Origin of the sequence: Agathobaculum sp. LCP25S3_E8, assembly GCF_052117165.1 — a bacterium.
Classification (GTDB): domain Bacteria; phylum Bacillota; class Clostridia; order Oscillospirales; family Butyricicoccaceae; genus Agathobaculum.
Genome location: NZ_JBQKJR010000007.1, coordinates 64,313 through 90,664, shown reverse-complemented (window position 1 = coordinate 90,664; position 26,352 = coordinate 64,313). Strand labels below are relative to the sequence as shown.

The following is a 26,352-nucleotide window of genomic DNA, read 5'->3' as shown; positions in this document are numbered from 1 at the left end:
ATAGACAGCTAATTGAAGTAGTCCGGAAATTCTCCATAATGATGGTATCCGCAACAGCGGAAATCTACATTTTATGGAGGGTAATGTATGTTGGACTATAAAGACATCATTATCAAGCATTACGCTCTCGGCATGAGTGGTCGAGAGATTGCCAGGACACTCTCGGTCAGCAAAACTGGTGTCAACAGCTTTCTGAATGCATTCAAAGAGTGCAAAACGCTCAGCTATCCTCTGCCGGAAGGCATCACCAACTACGGCATTGCTTCAGCAGTTTACGGTTCGCACACCACGGTAAGCGGACGTGATCTTACCTATGAATTGCCGGACTATGAGGCAGTTGCCAAGGATATGTCGTCTCGGAAGAACATGACCCTTGTGGTTCTCTGGAACCGGTACGCCAAGAATTGCCGGGATTGTGGGCTGAAGTTTTACTCGTATCGGCAGTTCTGTGAAAACTATACCAAATGGTGCGAGGAAAATAAGGAGACGCTGCATTTCAACGCCGTCATTGGCCAGAAGATGGAAGTGGATTTCGCCGGCAAGACCTTTCAGATGGTAGATCCGCTCACCGGTGAGGTTTTGGAGATCGTTGTCTTCGTAGCTGTTCTTCCTTATTCCCAGTACATTTACGCAGAAGGAATGCTCTCCACCAAGGAACCACAGTGGATCGCTGTAAACAACAATGCTCTGGCGTATTTTGGTGGTGTACCAGCGCTGGTCGTCTGCGATAACTGCAAGCAGGCTGTCATTGCCAACCGGGACTGGATCGCCCCGGAACTGAACAAGGATTATGCGGAATGGGCCGAGCACAACCATACGGTCATTCTTCCGGCCAGGGTCAGGAAGCCTAAGTACAAGAGTTCTGTAGAGAATGCCGTTGGTATCTTGGAAAAGGGCCTCTTCCATGACATGGAGGAAATGGACTATTTCAGCCTGGAACAATTCAATCGTGACCTTTGGAAGCATCTGGACAAGCTCAACAATGCACCGTTTACCAAGAAGCCGCACAGTCGGCGCTACTACTGGGATGAGGAGCGCCGGGAACTTATGCCGCTGCCTCCTGTTCCGTATGAATACATGGAGCGCCGGACAGCCAAGGTGTCCTCGGATTACCATGTTCGCTTCGACAACGCCTATTACAGTGTGGACCGGGCATATCTGCATAAAGAGGTGCTTATCCGGGCTTCTGCCTCTACCGTGAAGATTTTCTCCAAAGAGGGGATCTTTATCTGTGAATGGCCCAGAGCCACTGCAAAGAGCCAGTGGTCTACGGATCCGAACCATCTTCCGGCAAGCTACAGGGAAATGTCGGAATGGAACGGTACATACTTCACCCGAAAAGCTATGACCATTGGCCCCAACACCGGAGAGGTTATTAAGCGCATCCTTTCCAGCCGCAAACTGGAGGTGCAGACCTACCGAATGTGCCAGGGAGTCCTGAACTTTACCAGGAAATACAGCAAACAGGCGCTGGAAGAGACCTGCCGCCAGGCTTTGGAGCTGGGAAAGGTAAATTACACGTTCATTAAAAACACGATCCCGGTGGTTGCGGAAGATTTGGGGACCTCTGGCTACAACACCGCTGCTAACGAAGAACGCAACAAAGGCGCTTTCGTTATGGACGCGGAATCCATGGACATTAACAGACTTCTCTCACGCAGCAAAAGCCTGGCCCAGAGCAAGGGGAAAGGCGGTGATAAATAATGCTCACCGGAAAAGCTCTTTTTAACACCCTTCTGGCTGAACTGAACGAAATGGGTCTGCCCGGGATGTCTGCCACACTGGATGATATGTACCGATCTCCGAATTTCCTGGAGCTGGATCCATTGATGGCAATAGCAAATCTTGTGGAGCCGGAATACCAGAAGAAGATGAACAAACGCATCCTGAGCCGTTTGCGCAGCGCACATCTGCGTGGGTGTCCGCAGGAGCTTTCCAATTGCGTTGATTCAGTCGAGCGTGAGTACCTGCCCCGGGGGATTACCGAAACGCTGTCTACGCTGGACTTCATTGACTCTGGCCTTAATGTGTGTATCCTGGGTCCGTCTGACAGTGGCAAGTCCTATCTGGCAAAGGCTATTGGCATTGTTGCCTGCAACAACTACAAGGTAGAGTACCACCACTGTGAGACCCTTCTGGAGGAGCTGGTGGCACTCAAGGCCGCAGACTACTCCAAGTACCAGAAGCGGCTGAAGAAAACCTGTGGTGCAGCCCTACTCATCTTGGATGACTTCCTGCTGCACACAATTACTGATGAGCGTGAGGTAAAAATCCTTTTTGAGATGTTGGAAAAGCGATGCGAAATTAGCCTGAGCACCATTATCTGTTCACAGCGGGAACCGGCCAGCTGGAGCTCCATGATTCTCAATGACGAGGTCTCCGCTAACGCCATCCTGAAGCGTGCCACAAAGCACTACACCGTGGTGATTAAACCTAAAATGACCACCTAATTACGGGTGGCCGCTGCGCCGCAAGGTGGCCGCTGGTGACCGCACCGGTGGCCGCCGAGCGCCGCAGAATGCATTCTGTGTTAAACCATAAAATCCATATTGCGGGAAACCGTCAGGAAACGGTCAAAATACCAAGCTGCTGGAACAAATATCCTTTATTATTTTATCGACCATCTGGCGAGGAAAATTTAGATTGTTCTCCCGGCATGATGAAAGAAATGTGTGAAAGACTTCGAAACGGTGCGTAACCACCCGGAATAAATGGTTTAATATCTTGCCACATTCTTTTGGATAGGATGCCAATGGATCCATTTATCTTGAGAAAAGAAAAATGAAATGTATGGATCATCTTCATTTATATTTGTTTGCCATTCAATCCTGGGTCCAACCGATATCGGCAAAGTCCAAAGCCGGTCTCCGAGCGTTCCATGATGGCCTCTGGGATCTGTTTGAGATACTTCCGCCCAAAGCTGGTGGTGCCAAAGTACGCGTCAAAGTTGGCCACCGGCAGCACTACCCAGTCGGAGTCCTGCGGCTTGTTGGCAAGATAGTAGGCCACCAGCGTCTCAACCACCTCCACAGGAACGCCCTTGGGCGTGAGGCTGCGAAGTCGCTCCACCAGCGCAGGCGAAAGTTCCGGATCTTCGCTGCGAAGCGGCCCAAGTTCCAGCGCCTGGGCCAGAAAACTGTCAAACCGCAGGCCCCACTGCCCCTTGGTGGTGGGGGCGAACAGGGGAATCTGCATCTGGATCACCTTGTCCTGCCAGGTATGGTCAAAGCCTTTCTCAATGGCAGCACACTTCTTCTGGGCGCTGCTGGATACCTGCTCGGGATTTTCCCGCACGAAATCCACCACTCGATGTACATGGCGGTGAAACCATCCGCTGCCGTTTTCCTCCACAAGGCCGGGAAAATCCCTATGGAGTTTCCCAAAATCACTGCCAAACTGCCACGCCTCCCGGGGCGTGGCTTTTTTGCTGTCCGGCACACTGCACCAGGCGCATAAGCCCCGCTTGGCATAGTCGATGCGTTCCCGGGGTGCTTCGGCGGGGCTGCCATTCTCGTTATGAAACAGAAACCCTCTTGCCAGGATGGTCAATACCCGGTTGAGTCCCTCGAAATCCAGGATGGTGTCGAAGGTAAAACGGCCCAGGTAGGTGGTGTCCTGCTTGTTCCGGGCAGTGTAGTTTACCACACCGGTGTAGTCCTGAAACTCCTTCCACTCATTCAGCATGGTCCACCTCCAGAACATGTTCCTCGATGTGGTCCGGCAGCAGATCCCACAGCAGGTTCCGCTTGCCAATGGCCACCACATAGGGTGCCGCCAGGCTGGGACGGATAATCTTATTCAACAGCTTGCGGCAGACCTTGGACACCACGGCCCGCTCATTGCCGCTGAAAGGGGCAGCCAGATAGGTCTCCATCATCTTCTGGAAGGCCGGGGAATCTGCCGGGCGGCGGAGCTGCTTCCGCTCCCGGGCAGACTCCAGATCATCGATGTCGCAGACCAGATCCCCCAACATGCGGAATCCGCCGTGGCGGAAGTCGGTCAGCAGATCGTAGTAGTACGCCGCCTCCGGCAGATGCTCCCGCAGAAATGTTTCTCTCTGTTTTTCTGTCATCAGGTGCCACTGCTGTTCTACGATTTCCTTTCGCAGAGCGGTGATACGCTCCGTGGAAAGCTGCTGGAAGAAGGCGTACAGCTCGTCGCTGTCGTAGAGTTCCTCTTGTCCTCTGGCATAGAGAATACGGTCAATGTCCGTTTTCCGCTGCTGTCCCTTGGCGGGGGCGCGGCAGGCCCGAATGCGGGAGAGGCAGTGCTCGTAGTCCCACAGCAAGGCAGAGACAGAAGAAAGAATGTTCTCATTCAGCTGTTTCTTCCAACTTCGTTCCTGGGCGAAGGTGAATAGTTCGCTATCCTTCGCTGGTTTCTCCTGAATCTTGGGTGTGTTGCGCTCCAGCTGGCGGGCCAGCCAGGGCAATCGCTCCACCGGGGAGTCCACCGTGTCCCAGTCGATCCCAGCAAAGAAGGTCTCCAGTCGCTCTCGGTGGGTGGGCTCGTACCAGGCGCGGCGGCGCTCCTCCGCACGCTCCAACAGATATTTGTACTGCAGGAAGGGAGTGCGTTTCACCTTTCGTCCGCCCAGAAATTCATCCAAGTTAGGACGCACACCGGTCTTGGCCGCGTCAATTTCCAACCCGCTGTAGATGGCCAGGGCTTCCAAGTCACAGCGGCACCGCTTGCGCTCCTCCGGGTCGGCGTGGTCGTTGTAGGCGATGACGCTGCGGTCCAGGGCGGCGTTGCAGATCTGTCCGATGCGGGCGGCAAAGGTGTTCTCCACCGTCTGGAAACGAGCCTGCCAGTCGTTGGCGTCGGACTTGGGTGCGGAGAGGGCGGGGATCTTCAGCAGAGGCAGATTGGCGTTGTTGGAGAGCTGCTGGTGGACATCGTAGTCATAGTTCCGCTTGACGCAGCGGTTCAGAATGGGATCGGCGATGGTCTTGATGAGGTCGCCGTCGTAGTCCGCTCCGCCCAGCCGCTCCGCCGCCAGACTGTCAGCAGACACCATAACCACATCGGTGAGGTGGCCCAGGTAGTGCTGGCGCAGTGCATCTCCCCCCGGATACACCGACAGCTGTAATTCCTCGTTCCGGGCGATGTGGGGATTGCGGAGAAGGGTGCAGCTGTCCTCATGGTCATAGGCCGCACCGGGTGCAAAGAAGCTGTCCTCCGCAAAGAAGGCTCCCATCACCTGATTGCAGAAGTCCCGCTCACCGGGCAATTGGAACACACGGGGCGCGATCAGCTGCCGCAGCAGTTCCAGCAGGTCACCTGAGAGGAAACGGTTGTCCCCTGGCACCAGAAGTCGCCCAACGGCGTAACCTCGGAGAATCTTCCGGGCCTGTCCGTCCAGCTGTTCCGCATAGATAGATTCCCGAATAAACTTCGGGTTCTTCTCCAGCACCCGGGCCATGATGTTCGCCCGGCTTCCTCTGGGTTGGCTTAGTCCCTGATGGAAATACGCCAGACGGTAGCGTTCGTTGGCTCGAAAGTTGAAATAGGTTGTCTCAGTGGCCTTGGTCAGCCACTGGCGAGGATCATCCTGCGGACTGTGGTCCCAGCCTTCCGGTAGATCGGCGGGGCGGAACTCCTCTGGCTGAATGAAGAGGGTGGAGAGGAATTGGTAGTTTAGTTCCACCAGCTCCTCCGGCTCCGTCTTGCTCAGATTGGTGATGTACAGGGCGTGGTTGTAGTCCCGAAAGGCGTCCCAGTAGTCCTCCCAGGTCATACCGTTCTCCCGCAGCCATCCGTATGCCTTGAACTGACTGCGGGTGAGGATAATGTCTACACTGCGGACGGGGTGTGCCTTGCCAAAGATGTCCACGATAGTCTGGGTGCCGCTTCTCTTCAAGAAGTCCTTGAAATCCACCTGATGGAGCATCCCCTTGATGTAGGGCATACGGATCTGGAAGGAGGTGTGGGTGTGGCTGCCGCTACAGGCCTTGTCCACCACCTGGGCGTACTCTTTGGAGATGAGGCCCACGCCGTCAAAGCAGGTGATGTCCAGATCTTCCAGTGTATCTGTCCGGTAAAAGGTTCCCGGCTCTCTGCCTTCCCGCAGGGTGATGACAGGGGCTCGCTCCACTCTCTTAGATGGATTGTCTATGACGATGACCCGGTGAGGTTTGTCAATGCGGATGCCGTCCACCCGGGTTCCGCTGGAGAACATGAGACCGTTGTAGGCGTAGAGTTTACTGAGCTGGCAGCGATCCAGTTCCATGTTCAGCATGATACGATGGCGCATGGGCTCATACAGATCTGCCCGGATAAAGGAGAGACGAGATTGACGGCTCATACTGGCTGAGCGCTCAAAAGCCACATAGCGGTGTGGGCCGCTGCCGAAGTCCAGAGTGATTCCCTTGGGACGGAACATGTCTCTGGCCTTCTCCCGGCGGGCCTGCTGCGTCCTTCCGGTTCCACGTCGGTCAAAGATCCCGGCGAAGTCCATATAGAACAGCACATCGGAAAGCGCTGTGACTTTCTCCTCACCACGCTCCCGCCAGCCCTTCCCGTGGAGTTGGTACATCAGCTGGTGGAACATGGCGCAGCTGTCCTGCTCGTGCCTGGCACCCGGTACCTTGCAGTGTTCGGTGGCGCTGCGGTTCAGGGTAAAGGTGTAAACGCCGTCTTGCTCCGCGGCATAACTCATCACCGCCCGGGCAGAGAGTTCGTAGATCTGATAGGTCGCCATTGGCTCACCTCCGTTTGCTCTATTCTACCACAAACCATTTCAAAATCAAAATGAATACTACTCCCACTTCTTTTGAGGTGGGAGTTTTTTGTATTCAAATTCTTGAAATGGAGGTACCAAACATGAACAACAAAATGAACCATCCCCTGATCACAGTAGACGGCAGAACCCTGATGGACCGTCCGCTGGAGCCGCCCAATTTTGTGGTGGACACCCTGATCTCTCAGGGCCTGCACATCCTGGCAGGCTCCCCGAAAGTGGGCAAGTCCTGGCTTGCTCTATGGCTGGCGGTGACAGTTGCCAAGGGAGAACCGGTCTGGAACATGACCACCAAGCAGGGCACCACACTGTACCTCTGTCTGGAGGATTCCGTCCTCCGCATCCAGAATCGACTCTTTGAAATCACTGAGGACGCACCAGACAGCGTCCACTTCTGCACGGAGTGCGCCCTCATCGGCCAAGGGTTGGAGGAACAGGTGGACGCATTTGTCGCCGCACACCCCGACACCGTGCTGGTCATCATTGACACCCTGCAGATGGTTCGTCCGATCCACGACGCCACCTACGCCAATGACTACCGGGATCTGTCTGTGCTTAAGCGGCTGGCGGACAAGCACGGCATTGCCATCCTGCTCATCCATCATCTGCGGAAAGAAAAGGCGGAAGATGTGTTCCACCGGATCTCCGGGACCACTGCCATCAGCGGCGCAGTGGATTCCAGCTTCACACTGGTGGAAGAAAAGCGGGGCAGCGGCAGAGCCAGACTGACCTGCGTGGGCCGGGACATCGAATACCGGGAGCTGGAGCTTCGACGCAGCGAGGAAAATGTGTGGGAGTTGGTTTCGGACAGCAGAGAAGAACCCGTGCTGCGTGAGGATCGGATCGTCGTTCTCCTCTCTGCATTTATGAGCACAAGAACAATATTTATCGGCACTCCCACGGAACTCTCCGAAAAGATCGACCCTGATAAGTCTGAAGGGGTAACGCCCAAAAAGATTTCAAGGATGATCCTGCAAAGCGTTGAGGCCCTAAGGAAGAACGGAATTGCTGCAGTGATCCGCCGAAGCAACGGAAAGCGAGTGATTGAGCTGCGCCGTGCCGATAGTGTCGATTTGGAGGGTGCCGGAGAAATCGTCCCTATCGACCCTGTCGAGGCGCTGTGCGGTGATTTGCGAGCGGTTTCCAGGTGCGGCGAGTAAACTCCCGCAAAGCAAAAGAAACGCCGTGTTGGGCCGCTTGTGGCCGAAGGAGGAGCGCGGGTGTTCGGCGCGGGAGAATCACCTCCTTGGAGGTGGCCAGCATCGCGTTTGTCTGGTCACCGGCAAAGCCGCCGCCCGCCTTCCGCATAATTTCCGGGCAGAAGCCCGGACCCACTTTATCTGTGATTTGGAGGAAACGACATGAAAAAAGATATCAAGTTCAGTACCCGGATGGCATCCAAAGACCGGGAGGACATCAAGGAATTAGCAAAACGCTCCGGGATGTCCATGAGCGATTATGTGACAGCCTGCTGTCTGGGAAAGCAGGTTGTGGTCGTCGATGGACTAAAAGAAGTGCTCAAGGAGCTGAAGTCCATCGGCAGAAATCTGAATCAGCTTGTCACCCTGGCGCACATGGGACGCGCCACGGTGATCAACCTGGACGGTGTACGCCAGGCGTTCTCTGAACTCTGCGCTGCTGTCCGGCTGATCCTGGAACGAAAGCGGTGGTGAAAAATGGCGATCATCAGCTTCACTAACTACAAGTGTGGTCAGAGCACCGGATGCATGGGAGCCGTGATGCGGTACACCATGCAGAACAAGAAAACCGAGTGTGACGGTCAACAGTTGGTCACAGGCATCAACTGCCAGCCGGAATCTGTCTATGCGGACTTCATGACCACCAAGCGGCTGCATCACAAAACCGACGGCGTGCTGTTCTACCACATGGTGCAGAGCTTTCCGAAAGGCGAAGCAGTCGATCCGCTCACCGCCCATGCAGCGGCACTGAAGCTGGCTGAGTACTATGAGGGATATGAAGTCTTGGTCTGCACCCATACAGACCGGGAACACATCCATTCCCACTTCCTCATCAACTCCGTCAACTTCGATACGGGAAAGAAACTGCACATCGCAAAGGAGCAGCTCCAGGAATTGCGGCAGCGCAACGATCAGGTATGTATGGAGTTTTCTCTCCCTGTGTTCCAGCCCAAGGATAGGAAGCAGAAAACGAAAACTATGATGGTTGGCGAGTATCATACGGCCGCCCGTGGCCAGAGCAAAAAACTGCAGCTCATGAATATCATCAACGACTGTATGCGCCACGCCTCTAATCGTGCGGAGTTTATTGCGCTGATGGAGAGCGAGGGCTACAAGGTGCGCTGGGAAGCGTCCCGGCGGAATATCACCTACACCACACCCAGCGGCTGGCAGTGCCGCGACCGTCTGCTGTTCGGGGACAAATACCTAAAGGAGAATATGGAATATGAATTCAGGATCAGAGAAGAAGTTATCTATGGACGAGCTGTTGGAGAAGAACCGACCTGCGCAGATGGTACAGACCACGCCGCAGCCTCCGGCGCAGGAACTGACACCGCCTCCCGGAGTGCATCCCACAAGAGCGGAATGGGAGGAACTGCTGAGCAGCCTCTACACACTGGGGTACCACACCGAGAGACAGACTGGCTATCTGAAGAAAGTCAGCGAACTGCTGGCGCAGCTCCCGACGCGGACGCAGATGGAGGAGCTGCTGAAAGCGGTGAAGCATCTGGAGCAGATGAGCGAACAGGCTGGGAAACAGAAAGAGAAGCGTTTTTCTCCGCCCAGCATCAGGCTGCCCAGACCGAGTCTGTCGTACATTCCATGGACCAGTTTGCTGTTGGGACTGGTGGCCCTGGCGCTGACTGGGCTGGTGCTGTGGGTGGTGTGGTCCAGCTTGGACACGCTCTGGAGCGCGGCCAGGGGCCTGCTCCTGTGATGGACGCTACCACTACGCACCACCACACCGACAGCAAGGCCCTCCGGAAAGAACGACAAAAGAAAATCGCCCAAGGCCACGCCGAGGACGATCACGAAGAAGAACAGACTTGGCAGCAGACTATGTGACGGTCTGCTATTTTTGTTATCTGGATTATGTCTGGAGGAAAGGAGTTCTATGAGAAGAGAATACGAGAAATACCGTGACACCGGCATGCTGGGCGGATACGATCCAGGCAGAGCACTGCTGCAGGAAACAGAAAGCGGAGAGGTGCTGACCAGTTTTCGTGACACCTGCTACCAGTACCAGGGCGATCACAATATCAATCAAAGGGAGATGCTTATTGGAGGGAAGGTCTTTCATGTGACCTCTGTGTTCCCGATGGATGCCACAGCGACCCCCACAGACAAGCTGCTCTCGCTCATTGACACAGACCTAAAGAAGGAAGCCCACAGCGCGTAAGGTTTCCGTGGACTTGTGCAGGCCGGTGGGGTATACTGTCCGTACCCCATACCGGCTTGCCCCAGTAAAAGGAGGTTACAGAGATATGGCAAGCCAAAAATACAACATCTTATACGGAAGACTCAGTCAGGAGGATGAGCGGCAGAGGGATGACCGGCAGAAAGAGTCCAATTCCATCCACAATCAGAAACTCTTCCTGGAGCAGTACGCGGCGGATCATGGATTTGAAAACACACTGTTCCTGGCGGACGATGGCTACTCCGGTACAAACTTTGACCGTCCGGCTTGGAAGAAAATCATAGAAATGGTAGAACGGGACGAGGTGGAGACCATCATCGTCAAGGATCTCAGCCGCCTGGGACGAGAATACCTTCAGGTGGGACAGTACACGGAAACATTATGGACAAGGACACAAAAGGCAGACCGTGAAACGGGCTGCTGACAACAAATAAAGGCTGAATATCAGGCACCGGGAAAGTGCGGGATATTCAGCCTGTTTTGTTGTCCGGGGTTTCCAAAGGGGCTTGCCCCTTGGCACACGACTTTGCTTGCAAAGTGTAGTGTGTTATACCTGTCGGCGCGGCTGACGGGGGAAACGGGGGGCGGTGCTTTTTGCGCCCCGTTTGCTCCGGCAGGAAAACAGGCGGAGATTTTGCGAATGGCGATAAGCAAAAAATCAGGCTGTTTTCAGAAAGCGGCGGCAGGTATATGGAAGCCCCCGTCCCTCGTCCTGCGCTCCCGTTTGTGGCCGCACTCCCGTAAAAATGGAAATGGGCGGGAAGCCATTTTGTGGCTTTCCCGCCTTGATTACCCATCAGCAAGGACGGGCGGGGCTGTCAACGGCGGCGCATGAAATGCGCCGTTCATTTTAACCGTTGACCGGCTCGACCGGCTTTGCTATCGCCCACGCATGATATTATCTCATTTCTCCATCATGGATAGTTTTACAATCCCCCACTTGCCGTCTTTTTTAACGCAAATCACCCCAGTATCGCTTTCCTTCATATCGGAGTAAATAGGTGGTAAAATCTCATATCCACTGTGGTGTAACAATCCCCATCTTCCTTTTAGCTTTATTCTTATCAGCTTACCATAAATCGGATAGGCTTGTTGATAGCTTATATCGACAAGGAGTTCACCTGTTATTTCGGAAACAACGCCCCATTTTCCGGAGACCCTCACAGCACATAAATCGTCATAGCCGCACCATATTTCATCAAACCAATCTTCGGTGATATGCGTTCCGGTCATATTCAGCAAGCAGTATTTTCCGTCTTTTTTACCCCATAAATTCTTTGAGCGAAAATGAAATTCTTCTTCATAAATGCAGGGGATAAGAACATTTCCTTTTATATCAAGAAGTCCATACAGTCCGTTTTTCTCAACGCATATCAGGCCATTATTGGACAGAGATACTGTATCATATTCAATAGGAATTGCAATCGTTCCATTTTCGCTTATAAAGCCCCACATTCCATCCTTTGAAACTTTAATCAGTCCGTTTTCGCTGTGCCAGACCTCATCATAATCCAATTCACATGGAACTTGAATAGCAGCTTCAATACAAGTCACTTTGAACACACTCCTTTGCTTTGACATATAAGTGCTTGCTGATAACTTCCTATCAGCCCGTAATAATTCATTATATCTGGATAACGATTTGACGGATGATAATAGTCCAGCACAATGACATCGTGACCATTCAGCCGTGTGAAATAGTAAAGGTTAGAGTTTTGTCTATCTTTAATGTTATATCCCATAATGACATTGAGAGATGTTATGGTATATCCGCACACAATAATAGTTGGGTCAATCAATTCGATTTCACGGCGCAATTCTGTGCGATCATACTCTGCATATTGCAAAATATTGTCTTTCTCGGAGTCTTTCGCTCCGTCACTTTTCTTCACATTGACAACGGCAATCTGGCGGAGCTGCTCATTTCCAAAATAGTGCATAGCCACTTCATCTCTAAACGGGCATAAATCGGTGGCTGATGTATGTAGTAGTCCTTGCGTCCATTGAGATACCCTTTTCCATGTAATGTGCTTTCCCATTTTTGCTTCGGTTAGAAGGTGCTCCTTTATTAAATCCCAGTCACTTGTTCCGTGATATGCTTCTTTGAGCAGATATAGGGGCCGCACTTTTTGGGAAAACCACTGCTCCGGGCATACAATACCATCTCGAATGAACACATTTGGACTGTGGTTAATATCATCAGATGGTGCTTTATTTTTCCATTCTTGAAATAGCAATTCAATATCGTTTATATATTTATCTGCACGTTCCATTCTAATCCTCCTGATTTTTAGAAATCATCCCATAAAACTGATTTGCCAACACTCAATTTCCAGCCCTTTGATGCTGCGTCGTACTCAATCCATTCTCCCGCAATCCGAAGTGTTTCAATGTATCGTTGCACAGAACGTTCTGATACCTCCAACTTTTCAGCCAATTTCTTTGTGGAAATCCCCGGTGTTTTTCTGATTGCGCTCAACACAAACAGGGTATTTGCCACAACAACGCTGAAATTTTGGTGCTTTTTCTGTTTGCGCTGTGCGTCCATAAATATAAATCGGATTTGCTGCTTCATCAATTCAAAGCAGGAAAACACCTTGATTTTATGGCGCAAATTGACTGGCAGGGAGATTTCTCCTATTAGAATTACCACCTCGGAAAAATCTCCAATTTCGCGGAAAAAATCAAGGAGCATATCTCGTTCATTGACAGACAGTTTGCCAATCCTTACTACAATTCCACTAACAGGCGTTGCAATTATGTCGGTAAAACATTCTGTGACAAATGCAGAATAATTTAGCGGGATATTTTTTTGTAGCTGATTTGTTTCCTCAGCGGTCAATCCGTATGTTAAAATATCATAACTCTGCATTTGTTCCACCACCTTATTTCATTTTATTGCATTACGGCGACAACAGTATGGCACCGAATGATAATTTTTTCGGTAGCTTGTCTTATCGCCTTTTACCTCTCTGTTGAATATGCGACTTCATAAAATCTGATTTTGAGCCTATCCGTATCAACCACTGCTTTTCTTCTTCCGTCAGCTTGTGATAAGGCAGTCTGTTTTGCTTACAGTAAATCAGCAGCCATTGTTCCAGTCTGCTTCCCTTGAAGTTTGCTACTTCATCCAAATCTTTCTTCAGTTCGGTGACAACGGAGTTTTTAGGGGCACTTTCTGCCCGTCCCCGGTGGGCTTCCTTAATGTCCTCCATAATGCCATCTATATCGTCATGCACCCGGCGGCTGAAATACTCGCCCTCCTGCACATGGCTTGCTTTCAGCAGATAGGCGGTTTTGTCATGCTCTCCCGGCTGATATTTCTCCATGATTTCCGCCCTTGCTACGTCAACCCATGCGTTCAGGTTTTGGATTTGCCCAGCGGCAACACCGTTCACGTAGATTTCTATATCTGCCAACAGTTTCACAAAGTCCCTGTGCGTGGCTAACTCACAAAACAAGGCAGTATCAATCCGCCCGTTTTTCAACAGGTCTATCATATCATCACTCAAACGCAGGTCTGCAAGATCGGCGTTTGGGTGATTTTTTGTTTCGGTCAATCCCAGCAAATAATCGGCGGTCACTCCGTAAAACTTCGCCAGCTTGATAAGGGCATAGTGGCTGATGTCCTTATACTCATCCGCTTCGTAGCTGCCCAGCGCAGACTTGGAGAGGTGCGTCTGCTCCGCAAGCTGTTCCAGCGTCAAACCACGCTCTACACGCAGGTCTTTTAGGCGTTCTTGAATGGTTAAGGCCACTATCCAGCCCCCCTTTTCTCTATGATAGTTTCATTTTACCACAATTCCGAGAGCGTGGAAATAGGGAGTTTTTCAGTCGGATTTCCCACCTTTCGGATATACGGGACGGGCGGTCATTTAGGTGTAGACTTATCTTAGTTCATCGATGGACAGTACCTTGACAATCGAATGACCGTCCGAAAAGGAATATCCGGCGGGGGAAGCACCGCAAGGAGCCAACTTCTGGACAAAGTGTCCAGAGGTCGCTTCGGGACAAGTTGGCCCGAAGCTGTGGGGAGCGTGCCAACGCCGGAACACGCCGCAGGAATGGGGCAGGAAAACTTTTCGGGGAGAACGGCAAAATCGGAAAACGGAGGGACGCATGATAGAAAATCCATATAAACGCTTGCCGCCCATAGAGCGCAGGCCGGACAATTCCCTTTACCGCATGACCCCGGCACAGCGAAAACAGGCCAATGCCTTGATACGGCGGGAGTGCTGTAACTGTGAGGACGGCAACTGTATTGTCCTTGACGATGGGGACGCCTGCACCTGCCCGCAGACAATTTCTTTCTCAGTCTGCTGCAAGTGGTTCCGCTGGGCGGTCTTGCCGCTGGACGGGGCATTGGAAGCAGAGTTTTTCCGGGATAAGGACTTGAAACGCTGTGCAGTCTGCGGCGGCGTATTCGTCCCCAAATCCAACCGGGCTAAATACTGCCCCGGCTGTGCCGCCAAAGTTCACAGGCGGCAGAAAACAGAAAGCGAACGGAAAAGGAGGTCTTGTGTGGACAGTTAGGAGTGAAAAAAGCCTTGATTTATCAGGCTTTGCAAGCCCCAAACCGGGGCGGGTAGTATAAATTATCGCCCACCCCGGAAAACGGGCTTCTAACCGTCCACAAAACACGCTATGACAAACACGATTTACATTCATCAGCCGGAACAGGCGTTCAGCTTCACCCGGCTCCCCAATTTTCTCTTTGAAGCCCCTACATTCCAGCCCCTGTCCAACGAGGCAAAGCTGCTGTATGCCTTTATCCTGCGCCGGACGGAGTTATCCCGGAAAAACGGGTGGGCGGACGAGTACGGGCGCATTTACCTGTACTATCCCATCTGCGAGGTGGTGGACTTGCTCCACTGTGGGCGGCAAAAGGCGGTGAATACCCTGCGGGAACTGCAATACGCCGGGCTGGTGGAGATCCAGAAGCAGGGCTGTGGAAAACCCAACCGCATTTACCCAAAATCCTATGAAGCGGTTTCAAACACCGACTTCAAGAAATCCGGTTATGGTACGCCGGAGGATTGAAAACCGTACCCATGAAGTACGGAAATCACCCCTCTGAAGTACGGAAACCGGACGGTATATAGAAATACAAAGATTAAGAGACTGATTTAGATTCTATCCATTCCAATCCTATCCGAGCTATTTTCTGCGGGATTTTCCCTGTGGAAAACCCGCCGGAAAGGAATGGAACGGGGAAAGGAGCAGAATGGCACAACACGCAATTTTGCGTTTTGAGAAGCACAAGGGCAACCCGGCAAGACCGCTGGAAGCCCATCACGAAAGGCAGAAAGAGCAATACGCCAGTAATCCCGATATTGACACGGCAAAGAGCAAATACAACTTCCACATTGTCAAGCCGGAGGGCAGGTACTACCACTTCATTCAAAACCGCATTGAACAGGCAGGGTGCCGCACCCGCAAGGACAGCACCCGGTTTGTGGATACGCTCATCACCGCCAGCCCGGAGTTTTTCAAGAAGAAGTCCCCAAAGGAGATACAGGCGTTTTTCCAGAGGGCGGCGGACTTCCTCATCGGGCGGGTAGGCCGGGAGAATATCGTGTCGGCGGTGGTACACATGGACGAGAAAACGCCCCACCTGCACTTGACCTTTGTGCCGCTGACAAAAGACAACCGCCTGTGCGCAAAGGAGATTATCGGGAACAGAGCCAACCTCACAAAATGGCAGGACGATTTTCACGCCTATATGGTGGAGAAATATCCCGACTTGGAGCGTGGCGAAAGCGCAAGCAAGACAGGCCGGAAGCATATCCCCACCCGGCTGTTCAAGCAGGCGGTCAATCTCTCCAAACAGGCCAGAGCCATTGAAGCCGCCCTTGACGGCATTAACCCGCTGAACGCCGGAAAGAAGAAAGAGGAAGCCCTCTCTATGCTGAAAAAGTGGTTTCCGCAGATGGAGAATTTCTCCGGGCAACTGAAAAAGTACAAGGTCACAATCAATGACCTGTTAGCGGAAAATGAGAAGCTGGAAACCAGGGCAAAGGCCAGCGAAAAAGGCAAGATGAAAGATACCATGGAACGGGCAAAGCTGAAAAGCGAACTGGACGATATGCGGCGGCTGGTTGACCGTATCCCGCCGGAGATTTTGGCGGAACTGAAACGGCAGCAGCGGCAGCATGGAAAGGAAAGGTGATTTTATAAGTACGAATATCAGATACAAAAAGGAAACAGAGGTCGTGACTTTTCAGGGGAAAGAAATCATGCTGGAAAACCTCTCTCCGGTGTTCACGCCGGAGCAGGAAGCGGCCAAACGCCGGGAACTGGAACAGCAGCTTTATGAGGTGTTCCGCAAGTACGCCGAAAAGCGGAAAAGCGAGGACGCCGGGGCGTAAGGTTTCCCAAAGCCACCATTGATTTGCGGGGCTGCTGGCGGTATAATAAAGCTGTCAGCAGCTCCGTTTCTTTTTTAAGAAAAGGAGCGACAATATGAATAACAGGATAGACGCAATCTATGCAAGGCAATCGGTAGACAAAAAGGACAGCATTTCCATTGAAAGCCAGATTGAGTTTTGCAAATACGAACTGAAAGGCGGGAACTGTAAAGAGTACAAAGACAAAGGGTATTCCGGGAAAAATACGGAGCGTCCAGAGTTTCAGCAGCTTATGCGTGATATTGAAAGCGGCCTTGTGCGAAAAGTAGTTGTCTACAAACTTGACCGTATCAGCCGTTCCATACTGGACTTTGCGAAGATGATGGACTTCTTCCAAAAGTACGAAGTGGAGTTTGTGTCCTCTACGGAAAAGTTTGATACCTCCACTCCGATGGGGCGTGCTATGCTGAACATCTGTATCGTGTTCGCCCAGCTGGAACGGGAAACGATACAGAAGCGGGTGCAGGACGCATGGCACTCCCGCTGCCAGCGTGGTTTCAAGATGGGCGGCAAAACGCCCTATGGTTTTCGGACAGAGCCGTATGTGATGGACGGGGTGCGCACAAAGAAGCTGGTGGTTGAGCCAACCGAAGCGGCCTTTGTCCGGCAGATGTATGAGATGTACGCTGACCCGCAGGTATCGCTGCACGACATCACAAGAAAGCTGACAGCGGACGGTATGCGCACTTATCACGGCAGGCCGCTGTCAAGGGCGACTTTGAGCGTCATTCTCCGCAACCCGATTTATGTTATGGCTGACCTTGATATATACGAGTTTTTCAAGAGCCAGGGGACGGATATTTACAATGACGCCGCCGACTTTGCGGGGACAAACGGCTGCTATTACTATCAGGGCAAGGGCAACACGGAGGACAAGCATAAGCACCTGCAAGGGCAGACGCTGGTGCTTGCGCCCAGCGAGGGGTTTATCCCGTCTGAACTGTGGCTGAAATGCAGAAAGAAGCTGCTTGCCAGCCATACTTACCAGCCCGCAAGGAAAGCCCGGAATACATGGATGGCGGGAAAAATCAAATGCGGGAAATGCGGCTATGCGCTCATGTCGGCGCACTCCAACGGTATTTTTTATATGCGCTGCACCGTCCATGCGGACAGCGGGGCCTGTCCCGGCTGCGGCTGTGTAAAGCTGCACGAACTGGAAGCGGTGGTCTATGGGGCTATGGTAAAGAAGCTGAAAGATTTTAAGACGCTGACAGGCCGGAAAAAAGCGGCGAAAATCTCCCCGAAGCTGGCGGCAAAGCGGCTGGAACTGGCGCAGGTGGAAAGCGAGATTGAAAAGCTGCTTGACACGCTGACGGGCGCAACCCCGGTCTTGCTCTCCTACGCAAACAGCCGGATTGAGGAACTGGACGCAAGGCGGCAGGACATTTCCAATGAGATTGCGAAGCTGTCTGCGGACGCTGTGCCAGCCGAAAGGATAGAAAGCATTTCCGGCTATCTGGATGACTGGGAGAATATCGGCTTCGAGGACAAGCGGCAGGTGGTGGACGCATTGATAACCGTTATCCGGGCGACAAACGAAAAGGTAGAAATCGAATGGAAAATCTGACGGGCTGCCCCCGTCATACGCTATCCCTTTTGTGCCCTTGTCTATATTAGTGAGATCTACTTTCCGGAAAAGGGTGTCCGCTTTATCGCGGTCAATGATGGCGTGGATTCCCTGGTGGAGAGCAGCAACGACTTCAACCCCATCCGAAACTGGGCCAACGAACTCCACGCCAAGGACACCAGCAAGAAGGTGCGTGCTATCAAGAAAATGCAGGCGGAGCGCGGAGAACGACTGGGCGGCAAACCGCCTTATGGCTACAAGAAGAAGGACAAGGACTCCAAGGAGATCATTCCCGATGAGGAAACCGCTCCCATCGTGCGTCGGATCTTTGACCTGTGCGCTGCGGGGAAAGGACCGAACCAGATCGCCAGAATTTTGACCAGAGAGCAGGTACTGAATCCCACCAACCAGTACTACCAGGCCACCGGCACTGCCTGCACCAATCTGGATACCACCCGTCCCTACACCTGGTCCGGCAGAACCGTGGCTAAAATCCTGGAAAACAAGGTTTACATCGGGCACACGCTTAACATGAGGAAAACAACGCTCTCCTATAAAAACAAAAAGCAGATCCAGAAACCGGAGAGCGAGCAGATCCTTGTGGAGAACACCCATGAGCCACTCATCTCAATGGAAATCTGGGAGATCGTGCAGGATGTGCGGGAGCACAAGCGGCGACCGCCCAAGCACATGGAGGAACCCAATCTGTTCTCTGGATTGGTCTACTGTGCTGACTGTGGCAAATACATGGTGCTCTGCCGGACTGAGAAGATGCGGGAGGATCAGTACTATTTCCGGTGCTCTACTTACAGCAAGCGAGGGAAAAACGCCTGCTCACCTCATCAGATCCGTGAGGCGGACCTGAAAGCCATTGTGCTGGATGACCTGCGCAGGGTCACGCACTTCGCACGGATGAAGGAGCGGCAGTTTGCCCAGTACATCAACCAGAGGAACACCGCAGAACTGCGCCGGGAAATCAACCGCCTGCAGAGGGAACTGGATTCCATGCATCGGAGATACAATGAGTTGTCCGCACTGTTCAAGCGACTCTATGAGGACAATGTCCTGGGGCGAGTGAGCGATGAACAGTTCCGCATGCTGTCCGCAGACTACAACGCCGAGCAAAAAAATCTGTCTGCAACCATTCCGGCCAAGGAGGAGCAGCTGGAGAAACTGAAAGCCTCAGCCGCCAATGTGGACGCCTTCATTGAGAAAGCCAAACGGTATACTACCATTGACCAACTGACGCCGGAACTGCTGCGGCTCTTCATCCAGCGGATCGAGGTAGGTGAACGGAGCCAAAAGTATTCCCGCTCTGCGGGACAGAGTGTCAAGATCGTATACAGGGACATCGGCAGAGTGGACAGCCCTATGCAGGAGGGAGAGCACACACCGCATATTACAAAACAGATTACAGATATTGAAGAAATCAAGCGATTGCTGGCATAAAACACAACAGGCGGACAGCTTCCGCTGTCCGCCTGTGTGCCTGACAATTCAGTGGGTTCAAAAAGTGTACCTGTGGGAACTATCAGACAGCACGGGCGCTTTTTTCATATTATGGAGCGACAATCCAAATGCGATTGGTATGGCCTTTATCAAATTTCCATTCATCATTCCGGCGTATCCGCGTGGCGCACAGTCGAATATCCAGCGCACGCTGCAATGACCGAATCAGCTTTTTCTCATTCATATCGCATTCGTCAACCTTTCTCTCTATTGATACGGCCGCTGCGCGCTGCCCCGTACATTCATAGATATGGGGAGAAGCGGACTTTGGTTGCACCAATATGAAAAAATCTCCCGTAAGGGAGATTTTTTACAGCGCTTTCAGAAAAGCATGGCGACATCTCTACAAAGGATTACGAATCAATCAATCCCAGCGCAATTTTCCATCGCAATACCCGCACGGCGGAATCGCGGATGGCAGTTTCACGGATGGTTCCGTTTTGCACGGCGGCCAGTACCGCATTATACTGTGTGACAAAATCTGACGAAATCAGCATGTCATTTCCTGCCTGCACGGCGAGTACGGCTGCATCCGCGTCGCCTGTGTAGTCTGTAATCGCCTGCATGACCAGGTCGTCGGTCATTATCACGCCGTCAAAGCCAAGCTCATCACGCAGTACTTCATGTACTGCCGGAGAGAGGGAGGCGGGTAGTGTACCATCCATGCAGGAAACAATATTGTGGCAGACGAGAATCGCCTGTGCGCCGGCTTCAATGCCCGCAGTAAAGGGCAGGAAATCCGACGAGCGGAATTGTTCGAGTGGTCGATTGTCCTGCGCGATGCCGGTGTGTGTGTCGACGTTATTGCCGTAGCCGGGAAAGTGCTTGAGCACCATGCCCATGCCGTCCGTTTGCATCTGTTCTACCACGGTGCGGACATAGTCGCTGGTGGCTTGCGCGTCTTGTCCGAATGCACGGGCATTGATGAAGTCAGACGGGCTGGTCGATACATCGCATACGGGCGCGAGATTGACGTTGATGCCAAGTGAAGAAAGCAGGGTATCTTTTTCCTTGGTGTCGCTTTGGATGCGCTCCAGACCGCCCTCAGCGAAAAGCGCCTGTGGGGACTGGAACCGATCCGCGCGGAAGGCGGGATATGCACTGACGCGCACGACTGTGCCGCCCTCCTCGTCTACGCCGATGAGCATAGGCGTTGCGGCGGCTTGCTGGTAGGATGCAATCGTCTCGCGCAGACTGTCCGGTGTTTGATTTTCAAAGTCGCGGCCGAACAGGATATAGCCGCCGATATCATACTGCGCGGCGAGTTCCGCGGCTTGCACATCGGGACAACGCGCAAAGAACAACTGCGCGACCTGTTGCTCCAGTGTGAGGGAATCCGCATATACTTCGGCGGGATCGGGCTGTGGAGGTTCGGGAGTGGGTTCGGACGCAGTTTGCGCAGTCGTCGTATCTGCGCTGGGCTTCTCGTTACAGGCAGTCAACCCAAGCGGCAAGACGAGTGTAAGCAGCAGGCAGAGCAGGCGTTTTTTCATAGTCAGCACCTTCCTTCTTTGATTCCATTATACAGGAGTGAGCGGGTCGTTGCAAAGCCTATTGTGTTTGTGGTAAGATAAGGAGACGGAAAGGGGAGAGACAGGATGCAGACCATCGGACGCTTCGCGCCCAGCCCGAGCGGGCGCATGCATCTGGGCAATGTGTTGTGTGCACTGCTGGCCTATTTGAGTGCGCGGCGGCAGAATGGACAATTCCTGCTGCGCATTGAGGATTTGGATGCGATGCGTTGTCCGCGGAGCTTCGCCGACCTGATTATGGATGATTTGCGCTGGCTGGGATTGGAGTGGGACGGCGAGGTGCCGTATCAGTCCGCACGTGCGGCGATTTATGAGCGGTATGAGGCCATTTTGCGCGACAAGGGGTTGCTCTATCCTTGCTTTTGCTCACGTGCGGCGCTGCATGCGGCATCTGCGCCGCATCTGTCGGATGGGCGTGTGATCTATGCGGGCACCTGCCGCGATCTGACACCCGAACAGGTAGAGGAAAAACGGAAAACACGTGCACCAGCCACGCGTGTGCGTGTACCGGATGCGGTTGTGCGGTTTACCGATGCGGTTTGGGGTGAGTACGCAGAAAATCTTGCAGACGAGTGCGGGGATTTCATCGTTCGGCGTTCGGACGGCGTGTTTGCTTATCAGCTTGCGGTTGTAGTGGACGATGCGCTGACCGGTGTCAATGAGGTGGTGCGCGGCGCGGATCTGATTTCCAGCACACCGCGCCAAATCTGGCTGTACCGTCAGTTTGGCTTTACGCCGCCGCGGTTTGCCCATCTGCCGCTGTTGTGCGATCATGATGGTCGCCGCCTGTCCAAGCGGGACGAGGATCTCGACCTCGGTCTGTTGCGTGAACGTTTCACGCCGGAGCAGGTGACCGGCGCGTTGGCCTGCGCTGCGGGTCTGATCGACCGACCCGAGCCGGTTTCGGCGCGCGAATTGGTTTCCTCCTTCGATTGGGGCAAAGTTCCGCGGCATGATTTGTTTTTACCAGATATATTTCGCTCATGAAGCGCCCAAACGGGCGCTTCTCTTTTTGTCAAAAATTCTCTTGACAGAGCGGTGCACCGGTTGTATTATAATGATATCAAATTGATATGATTGTGAGGGATAGGATATGAACACAAATCAAATGGAGTATCAGGAGAAAATCCTGCGCGCACCGAACGGTCTGGGGATTCTGCTGCTCAACATCGTGCTGATGCTTGCGGCTGTAGCCGGAATCGTGTATAGCGCGGTGCAGCTGGACAATGGTGCTGGTGGTGCAATGGTCGCGTTGCTGGTTGTGTGCATCTTTTACTGGTGTCTGCCGTGCTGGCTGCTGTTTGCGGGTGTGAAGGTGCTGCGTCCAAACGAAGCGCTTGTGCTGACGCTGTTCGGCCAGTACATCGGCACGCTCAAAGGGGAGGGCATCTTCTTTGTCAATCCGTTCTGCTCCGCGGTTAATCCAGCGGCTGAGCTCGCGTTTGTTAAAGCGGCCGAGGACGCGGCGGACTCGGCTAAGGCGGGCAGCAAGCTGTCATCCGGCCGTATTTCAGCTGGTTCGGGTCGCGGCAAGCGGCTGTCGCTTAAGACCATGACGCTCAACAACGACAAGCAGAAAATAAACGATCTGCTCGGTAATCCGATCATCATTGGCATTGCGGTCATTTGGCACATTGAGGATACGGCCAAGGCAGTGTTCGCGGTGGACAATTATCAGGAATTCCTGTCCATCCAGTCGGATGCAGCGCTGCGCAACACTGTGCGTCTGTATCCATATGACGTGTCCGAAGGCGGCGACGAAAAGAGCCTGCGCGGCTCTTCGCAGGAGATTGCGGGCGTGCTGGCCGAGGAGATCCAGAAACGCGTGGAATGCGCTGGTTTGAAGATCGAGGAAGCGCGCATCACCACGCTGGCTTACGCACCGGAAATTGCGGCGGCAATGCTCCAGCGTCAGCAGGCCAGCGCGGTTGTGGACGCACGAAAGATGATCGTTGAAGGTGCGGTCGGTATGGTGGAGATGGCGCTGGACGAACTGAGCCGCAAGCAAGTGGTCGAGCTGGATGATGAGCGCAAGGCGCAGATGGTTTCCAACCTGATGGTGGTTTTGTGCGCAGGGAAAGACGCGCAGCCAGTTGTCAATTCCGGTTCGATCTATTAAAATAGAAGCAGGTAAGGCGGTGGGAGCAATGATTGTTGATTTTTTGCTCAGCCTAATAGCGGATGGCGCGGTAGCTGGTGCGCAGTCCCGGCGCGTCCCCAAACCGCTTCGGGTGATTTTTGCGGTGCTGATCACGCTGTTTCTATGTGCGGTAGGCGGGTTTATGCTGCTGTGTGCGGTGGCGATGGACGCCGGGCTTGATCTGCGGCTGGTTTGTGGGGCACTTGCTGCGGGGTGTTTGGGTTATCTGGTGTTTTTTATCCGTAAAGTGTGGCGTGCCATGCGGTAACAAATCGGGAGAAGGAGGTGCAGTCGTGGCAGACAAGGAAAAAGCAAAAAAGCAGGTGCCGCTGCGGCTGTCTGCCTCGCTTTATGATGAGATTGCCCGCTGGGCGGAGGATGAGTTTCGCTCTGTCAATGGACAAATTGAGTATCTGCTGACCGAGGCGGTGCGCCGTCGGAAAAAACAAGATCCGAAGGAATGAACTTGCCGCCGCATAGGTATTCCCACTTGCGCTTCAGTGTGGTATAATGACGGCAAACCAGCCGCATTCTTTATGAAACTGCGGCGGAAGAAAGGAGAATATGCCATGAGCAAACGGACAAAAACGGTTGTGGCAGCGGTCATTGTGATTATTGTGCTGATTGCTGCTGCGTGCATTTACGGATATATGTCCGGACGGCAGACACCGGAGCAGAATGGGCAGCCGAATCAGACAGTCGAGCCGGATACGCCGAATGAACAAGACACGCCGGATGACCAGCAGACTCCGGACGAAACCAAGGAAAACCCGGTGCAGCCGGAAAATCCCAATCCGTCGGGCGGGGAATCCGTAGTCGTATACGTGCCGGATGAGCAGGGAGAAACGCTGACACCAGTTGGAACCGATGCGGTGGACGACTCGGATCAGGCGCTGGTTGATGCGCTGATCACAGCGGGATCGCTTCCTGAAGGGGCAGCAGTGCAGTCCTCCTCAACGGCGGACGGCGTTCTGACGCTGGATATGAATGCGGTATATGGCGATGCCGTGCGCTCTTCCGGTACCACGGGGGAGAGCCTGCTCATCTATTCGCTTGTCAATACTTTCGTGCAGGCACGCGGCGTAAATAGTGTGCTTATCACAGTGGATGGTGCTCCGCTTGAAAGCGGGCATGAAATTTACGATTATCCGCTGGAACCGACAAATTAAGAATGCAAAAAGGCTTCGGAACTTTCGTTCCGAAGCCTTTTTTAGGGTGGTAATGGAATGAATCAATAGTTTTCGGCCTTAATTTCAAAGTAAGCCTGCGGATGTGCGCATACCGGGCATACTTCGGGGGCCTGCTTGCCAACAACGATGTGGCCGCAGTTAGAGCACTGCCAGATGCAGTCGCCGTCGCGGGAGAAGACCAGATTGCCTTCCACATTGGAGAGCAGCTTGAGGTAACGAGCTTCATGCTCCTTCTCAATCGCACCGACCTTTTCAAAGAGGAATGCAATGTCCTCGAAGCCCTCTTCGTGCGCTTCCTTGGCAAAGGTCGCGTACATATCCGTCCACTCGTAATTTTCGCCGGCTGCCGCTGCCTTGAGGTTTTCCGCCGTGCTGCCGATACCTTCCAGCAGTTTGAACCAGATTTTTGCGTGTTCCTTTTCGTTATTCGCCGTCTCCTCGAAGATCTTGGAGATCTGCACATAGCCATCTTTCTTGGCTTTGGAGGCGTAGTAGGTATACTTATTGCGTGCCATAGATTCGCCTGCAAATGCGGTCTGGAGGTTTGCTTCCGTCTTGCTTCCCTTCAAATTTGCCATAATCACATACTCCTCACATTGTAATATTTTTCAGACAGCTCCTGCTGTCGGAAATCACGCTTCTTGTGCTTGACAATTCTGGCAGATACCCTCGAACAGAATATCATATCGCCGTACTTCCACGCCGGAGGAATCCTCAACCTGCTCGATCAGGTTATTAATGTGCGGCATATGCACGTCATATACCGCGCCGCATTTCTCGCAACGCACATGATAATGCTCACTGGTGTTAAAATCAAACCGATCGGCACCATTCGGCACAGGCACACGGCGAATTTCACCTTGTGAAGCCAGCTGGTTCAGATTGCGGTATACAGTAGCCTTGCTGATAGAAGGATGTTCCGCCGCGACGGCAGCATACACGTTGTCCGCAGTGGGATGATCGTGCATGTGCAGAACGGTTTGCAAAACGATTTGACGCTGCACTGTATTTCTGGTCTGCATGCTGTCACCTACTCCCTAATAGTATAAATTATTATTTAGAGTATATACCTGATTTATGGAGTTGTCAAGCATTTTGCGGAAAATCCTACAGGATTATCTCACAGAACATAGAGAAAAACCATCAGATAGTGGCATATACTGCCTGCTATAACGAACAAATGAAAGATTTCATGAAACCCAAACAACGCAGTAGGGTTCGGATGTTTGGCAATATAGATCACACCGCCAATTGTGTAGAAGATGCCGCCTGCGGCTAGAAGGGCAATTGCGTGTGCGGGCATAGAGAGGACAACATCAAAATCCAATACGATTGCCCAACCCAGTGCCAGATACAAGGCGGTTCCTAAAAAGCGTGGTGCATCGATCCAGATCAGCTTGACAGCGATACCTGCTGCGGCAATCAACCAGATAAAGGTAAGGAAAATATAATTTTGTGGCGGGCGCATGTAACAAAGCACAATAGGGGTATAGCTGCCTGCAATGAGCACGTAAATCATGCTGTGGTCAAGTTTTTTGAGCTTGCGCAGGATTGGTTCATCCCGGCAGGAATAATGGTATACGCTGCTGGCAGAATACAGTCCGATGAGGGAAAGACAAAAAATAATGACCGAAGCCGATATTTGACCGTTGGCGGCATCGGTGGTCAGCATACGGAGCAGCATGGCAAACAGTCCGATTCCGCTCAGTACCGCTCCAATAAAATGTGAATAGCTGGAAAATGGTTCCCGTGCCTTGAGGAAAACACGCGGCATATAGATTCCTCCCTACTTTAATATAGTATTTATAACTACGTTGCATTTAATATAATACTACATATGCGAGAAAATGCAATAGTCTTTCTGTGAAT

General features: G+C 52.7%; 30 protein-coding genes. 19 read left to right on the top strand and 11 right to left on the bottom strand.

The annotated features are described in order from the left end of the window. Nucleotides 1-87: 87 nt before the first annotated feature. Genes istA through ACTQ34_RS04635 form a run of 3 tightly spaced genes read left to right on the top strand, consistent with a single transcriptional unit; the run spans nucleotide 88 to nucleotide 2,698 of the window. Nucleotides 88-1,704 (top strand): IS21 family transposase, encoded by a 1,617-nt coding sequence (gene istA / locus ACTQ34_RS04645; RefSeq protein WP_441362727.1) that lies wholly within the window; start codon nucleotides 88-90, stop codon nucleotides 1,702-1,704. Next, nucleotides 1,704-2,450, top strand: coding sequence for an ATP-binding protein (locus tag ACTQ34_RS04640; RefSeq protein WP_441362726.1), 747 nt, complete (start codon nucleotides 1,704-1,706; stop codon nucleotides 2,448-2,450). The genes istA and ACTQ34_RS04640 overlap by 1 nt, the downstream gene beginning before the upstream one ends. A 35-nt stretch (nucleotides 2,451-2,485) precedes the next feature. After that, nucleotides 2,486-2,698 carry a hypothetical protein gene (locus ACTQ34_RS04635; RefSeq protein WP_441362725.1) on the top strand — a complete coding sequence of 71 codons (213 nt, stop codon included), beginning with the start codon at nucleotides 2,486-2,488 and terminating at the stop codon, nucleotides 2,696-2,698. 107 nt (nucleotides 2,699-2,805) lie between these two features. On the opposite strand, the gene ACTQ34_RS04630 is transcribed toward ACTQ34_RS04635, so the two are convergent. Continuing rightward, the gene (locus ACTQ34_RS04630) at nucleotides 2,806-3,684 is read right to left on the bottom strand and encodes a hypothetical protein (RefSeq protein WP_441362724.1); all 879 of its coding nucleotides are present in this window, start codon (nucleotides 3,682-3,684) and stop codon (nucleotides 2,806-2,808) included. Next, nucleotides 3,674-6,703, bottom strand: a complete 3,030-nt coding sequence (locus tag ACTQ34_RS04625; RefSeq protein ID WP_441362723.1) for an RNA dependent RNA polymerase — start codon at nucleotides 6,701-6,703, stop codon at nucleotides 3,674-3,676. Before ACTQ34_RS04625 ends, ACTQ34_RS04630 begins: the two co-directional genes overlap by 11 nt. 122 nt (nucleotides 6,704-6,825) lie before the next feature. Between ACTQ34_RS04625 and ACTQ34_RS04620 the strand changes: the two genes are divergently transcribed. The 5 genes from ACTQ34_RS04620 to ACTQ34_RS04600 all read left to right on the top strand — a co-directional run bounded on the left by ACTQ34_RS04620 (nucleotide 6,826) and on the right by ACTQ34_RS04600 (nucleotide 10,562). Continuing rightward, a complete protein-coding gene (locus ACTQ34_RS04620) occupies nucleotides 6,826-7,902 on the top strand; it encodes an AAA family ATPase (protein WP_441362722.1) in 1,077 nt (358 codons plus the stop codon). A 201-nt stretch (nucleotides 7,903-8,103) separates the two neighbouring features. Then, a complete protein-coding gene (locus ACTQ34_RS04615) occupies nucleotides 8,104-8,415 on the top strand; it encodes a plasmid mobilization protein (protein ID WP_441362721.1) in 312 nt (103 codons plus the stop codon). Between the two features lie 3 nt (nucleotides 8,416-8,418). After that, nucleotides 8,419-9,786 (top strand): relaxase/mobilization nuclease domain-containing protein, encoded by a 1,368-nt coding sequence (locus ACTQ34_RS04610; RefSeq protein ID WP_441362720.1) that lies wholly within the window; start codon nucleotides 8,419-8,421, stop codon nucleotides 9,784-9,786. Nucleotides 9,787-9,835: 49 nt separating this feature from the next. Further along, entirely contained in the window at nucleotides 9,836-10,120 is a 285-nt protein-coding gene (locus ACTQ34_RS04605) for a hypothetical protein (RefSeq protein WP_441362719.1), read from the top strand. Between the two features lie 85 nt (nucleotides 10,121-10,205). Next, the gene (locus tag ACTQ34_RS04600; RefSeq protein WP_441362718.1) at nucleotides 10,206-10,562 is read left to right on the top strand and encodes a recombinase family protein; all 357 of its coding nucleotides are present in this window, start codon (nucleotides 10,206-10,208) and stop codon (nucleotides 10,560-10,562) included. 479 nt (nucleotides 10,563-11,041) lie between these two features. Here the strand turns inward: ACTQ34_RS04600 and ACTQ34_RS04595 are convergent, their stop codons facing one another. From ACTQ34_RS04595 to ACTQ34_RS04580, 4 genes are all read right to left on the bottom strand, one after another. Then, nucleotides 11,042-11,692, bottom strand: a complete 651-nt coding sequence (locus ACTQ34_RS04595) for a WG repeat-containing protein (protein ID WP_195279874.1) — start codon at nucleotides 11,690-11,692, stop codon at nucleotides 11,042-11,044. Then, nucleotides 11,689-12,411, bottom strand: coding sequence for a hypothetical protein (locus ACTQ34_RS04590; protein WP_441362717.1), 723 nt, complete (start codon nucleotides 12,409-12,411; stop codon nucleotides 11,689-11,691). The genes ACTQ34_RS04595 and ACTQ34_RS04590 overlap by 4 nt, the downstream gene beginning before the upstream one ends. 17 nt (nucleotides 12,412-12,428) lie before the next feature. Beyond that, nucleotides 12,429-13,010 (bottom strand): HTH domain-containing protein, encoded by a 582-nt coding sequence (locus ACTQ34_RS04585; protein ID WP_195279872.1) that lies wholly within the window; start codon nucleotides 13,008-13,010, stop codon nucleotides 12,429-12,431. 82 nt (nucleotides 13,011-13,092) lie between these two features. Next, entirely contained in the window at nucleotides 13,093-13,896 is an 804-nt protein-coding gene (locus ACTQ34_RS04580; protein ID WP_195279871.1) for a helix-turn-helix domain-containing protein, read from the bottom strand. Between the two features lie 361 nt (nucleotides 13,897-14,257). Between ACTQ34_RS04580 and ACTQ34_RS04575 the strand changes: the two genes are divergently transcribed. The 6 genes from ACTQ34_RS04575 (at nucleotide 14,258) to ACTQ34_RS04550 (ending at nucleotide 19,561) form a co-directional block, all read left to right on the top strand. After that, nucleotides 14,258-14,671: a cysteine-rich VLP domain-containing protein gene (locus tag ACTQ34_RS04575; protein ID WP_195279870.1), complete on the top strand. Its 414-nt coding sequence runs from the start codon at nucleotides 14,258-14,260 to the stop codon at nucleotides 14,669-14,671. A 111-nt stretch (nucleotides 14,672-14,782) separates the two neighbouring features. Further along, the gene (locus tag ACTQ34_RS04570) at nucleotides 14,783-15,178 is read left to right on the top strand and encodes a replication initiator protein A (protein WP_195279869.1); all 396 of its coding nucleotides are present in this window, start codon (nucleotides 14,783-14,785) and stop codon (nucleotides 15,176-15,178) included. 184 nt (nucleotides 15,179-15,362) lie between these two features. Further along, complete coding sequence (gene mobV / locus ACTQ34_RS04565) at nucleotides 15,363-16,307, top strand: MobV family relaxase (protein ID WP_195279868.1); 945 nt, start codon at nucleotides 15,363-15,365, stop codon at nucleotides 16,305-16,307. Further along, nucleotides 16,291-16,506 (top strand): hypothetical protein, encoded by a 216-nt coding sequence (locus ACTQ34_RS04560; RefSeq protein WP_195279867.1) that lies wholly within the window; start codon nucleotides 16,291-16,293, stop codon nucleotides 16,504-16,506. The genes mobV and ACTQ34_RS04560 overlap by 17 nt, the downstream gene beginning before the upstream one ends. A gap of 94 nt (nucleotides 16,507-16,600) precedes the next feature. Further along, nucleotides 16,601-18,112 carry a recombinase family protein gene (locus ACTQ34_RS04555; protein ID WP_195279866.1) on the top strand — a complete coding sequence of 504 codons (1,512 nt, stop codon included), beginning with the start codon at nucleotides 16,601-16,603 and terminating at the stop codon, nucleotides 18,110-18,112. Between the two features lie 114 nt (nucleotides 18,113-18,226). After that, nucleotides 18,227-19,561 (top strand): recombinase family protein, encoded by a 1,335-nt coding sequence (locus tag ACTQ34_RS04550; RefSeq protein ID WP_441362716.1) that lies wholly within the window; start codon nucleotides 18,227-18,229, stop codon nucleotides 19,559-19,561. A gap of 109 nt (nucleotides 19,562-19,670) precedes the next feature. Here ACTQ34_RS04550 and ACTQ34_RS04545 read toward each other — a convergent pair whose 3' ends face one another. Continuing rightward, nucleotides 19,671-19,901 (bottom strand): hypothetical protein, encoded by a 231-nt coding sequence (locus tag ACTQ34_RS04545; protein ID WP_441362715.1) that lies wholly within the window; start codon nucleotides 19,899-19,901, stop codon nucleotides 19,671-19,673. Between the two features lie 73 nt (nucleotides 19,902-19,974). Next, nucleotides 19,975-21,114 carry a glycoside hydrolase family 3 N-terminal domain-containing protein gene (locus tag ACTQ34_RS04540; RefSeq protein WP_441362714.1) on the bottom strand — a complete coding sequence of 380 codons (1,140 nt, stop codon included), beginning with the start codon at nucleotides 21,112-21,114 and terminating at the stop codon, nucleotides 19,975-19,977. A 105-nt stretch (nucleotides 21,115-21,219) separates the two neighbouring features. Between ACTQ34_RS04540 and gluQRS the strand changes: the two genes are divergently transcribed. The 5 genes from gluQRS to ACTQ34_RS04515 all read left to right on the top strand — a co-directional run bounded on the left by gluQRS (nucleotide 21,220) and on the right by ACTQ34_RS04515 (nucleotide 24,462). Beyond that, nucleotides 21,220-22,140: a tRNA glutamyl-Q(34) synthetase GluQRS gene (gene gluQRS / locus ACTQ34_RS04535; RefSeq protein ID WP_441362713.1), complete on the top strand. Its 921-nt coding sequence runs from the start codon at nucleotides 21,220-21,222 to the stop codon at nucleotides 22,138-22,140. Between the two features lie 106 nt (nucleotides 22,141-22,246). Next, nucleotides 22,247-23,272 (top strand): SPFH domain-containing protein, encoded by a 1,026-nt coding sequence (locus ACTQ34_RS04530; RefSeq protein ID WP_441362712.1) that lies wholly within the window; start codon nucleotides 22,247-22,249, stop codon nucleotides 23,270-23,272. Nucleotides 23,273-23,300: 28 nt separating this feature from the next. Continuing rightward, nucleotides 23,301-23,561, top strand: a complete 261-nt coding sequence (locus ACTQ34_RS04525) for a hypothetical protein (protein ID WP_441362711.1) — start codon at nucleotides 23,301-23,303, stop codon at nucleotides 23,559-23,561. A 25-nt stretch (nucleotides 23,562-23,586) separates the two neighbouring features. Next, nucleotides 23,587-23,757, top strand: coding sequence for a TA system antitoxin ParD family protein (locus ACTQ34_RS04520; protein WP_441362710.1), 171 nt, complete (start codon nucleotides 23,587-23,589; stop codon nucleotides 23,755-23,757). 105 nt (nucleotides 23,758-23,862) lie between these two features. After that, nucleotides 23,863-24,462: a GerMN domain-containing protein gene (locus ACTQ34_RS04515; RefSeq protein ID WP_441362709.1), complete on the top strand. Its 600-nt coding sequence runs from the start codon at nucleotides 23,863-23,865 to the stop codon at nucleotides 24,460-24,462. Nucleotides 24,463-24,524: 62 nt separating this feature from the next. On the opposite strand, the gene rbr is transcribed toward ACTQ34_RS04515, so the two are convergent. The 3 genes from rbr to trhA form a co-directional block, all read right to left on the bottom strand. Next, nucleotides 24,525-25,061 (bottom strand): rubrerythrin, encoded by a 537-nt coding sequence (gene rbr / locus ACTQ34_RS04510; protein ID WP_297275803.1) that lies wholly within the window; start codon nucleotides 25,059-25,061, stop codon nucleotides 24,525-24,527. Nucleotides 25,062-25,115: 54 nt separating this feature from the next. Further along, nucleotides 25,116-25,505, bottom strand: coding sequence for a Fur family transcriptional regulator (locus tag ACTQ34_RS04505; protein WP_441362708.1), 390 nt, complete (start codon nucleotides 25,503-25,505; stop codon nucleotides 25,116-25,118). A gap of 98 nt (nucleotides 25,506-25,603) precedes the next feature. Then, nucleotides 25,604-26,257: a PAQR family membrane homeostasis protein TrhA gene (gene trhA, locus ACTQ34_RS04500; RefSeq protein ID WP_441362707.1), complete on the bottom strand. Its 654-nt coding sequence runs from the start codon at nucleotides 26,255-26,257 to the stop codon at nucleotides 25,604-25,606. Nucleotides 26,258-26,352: the final 95 nt, after the last annotated feature.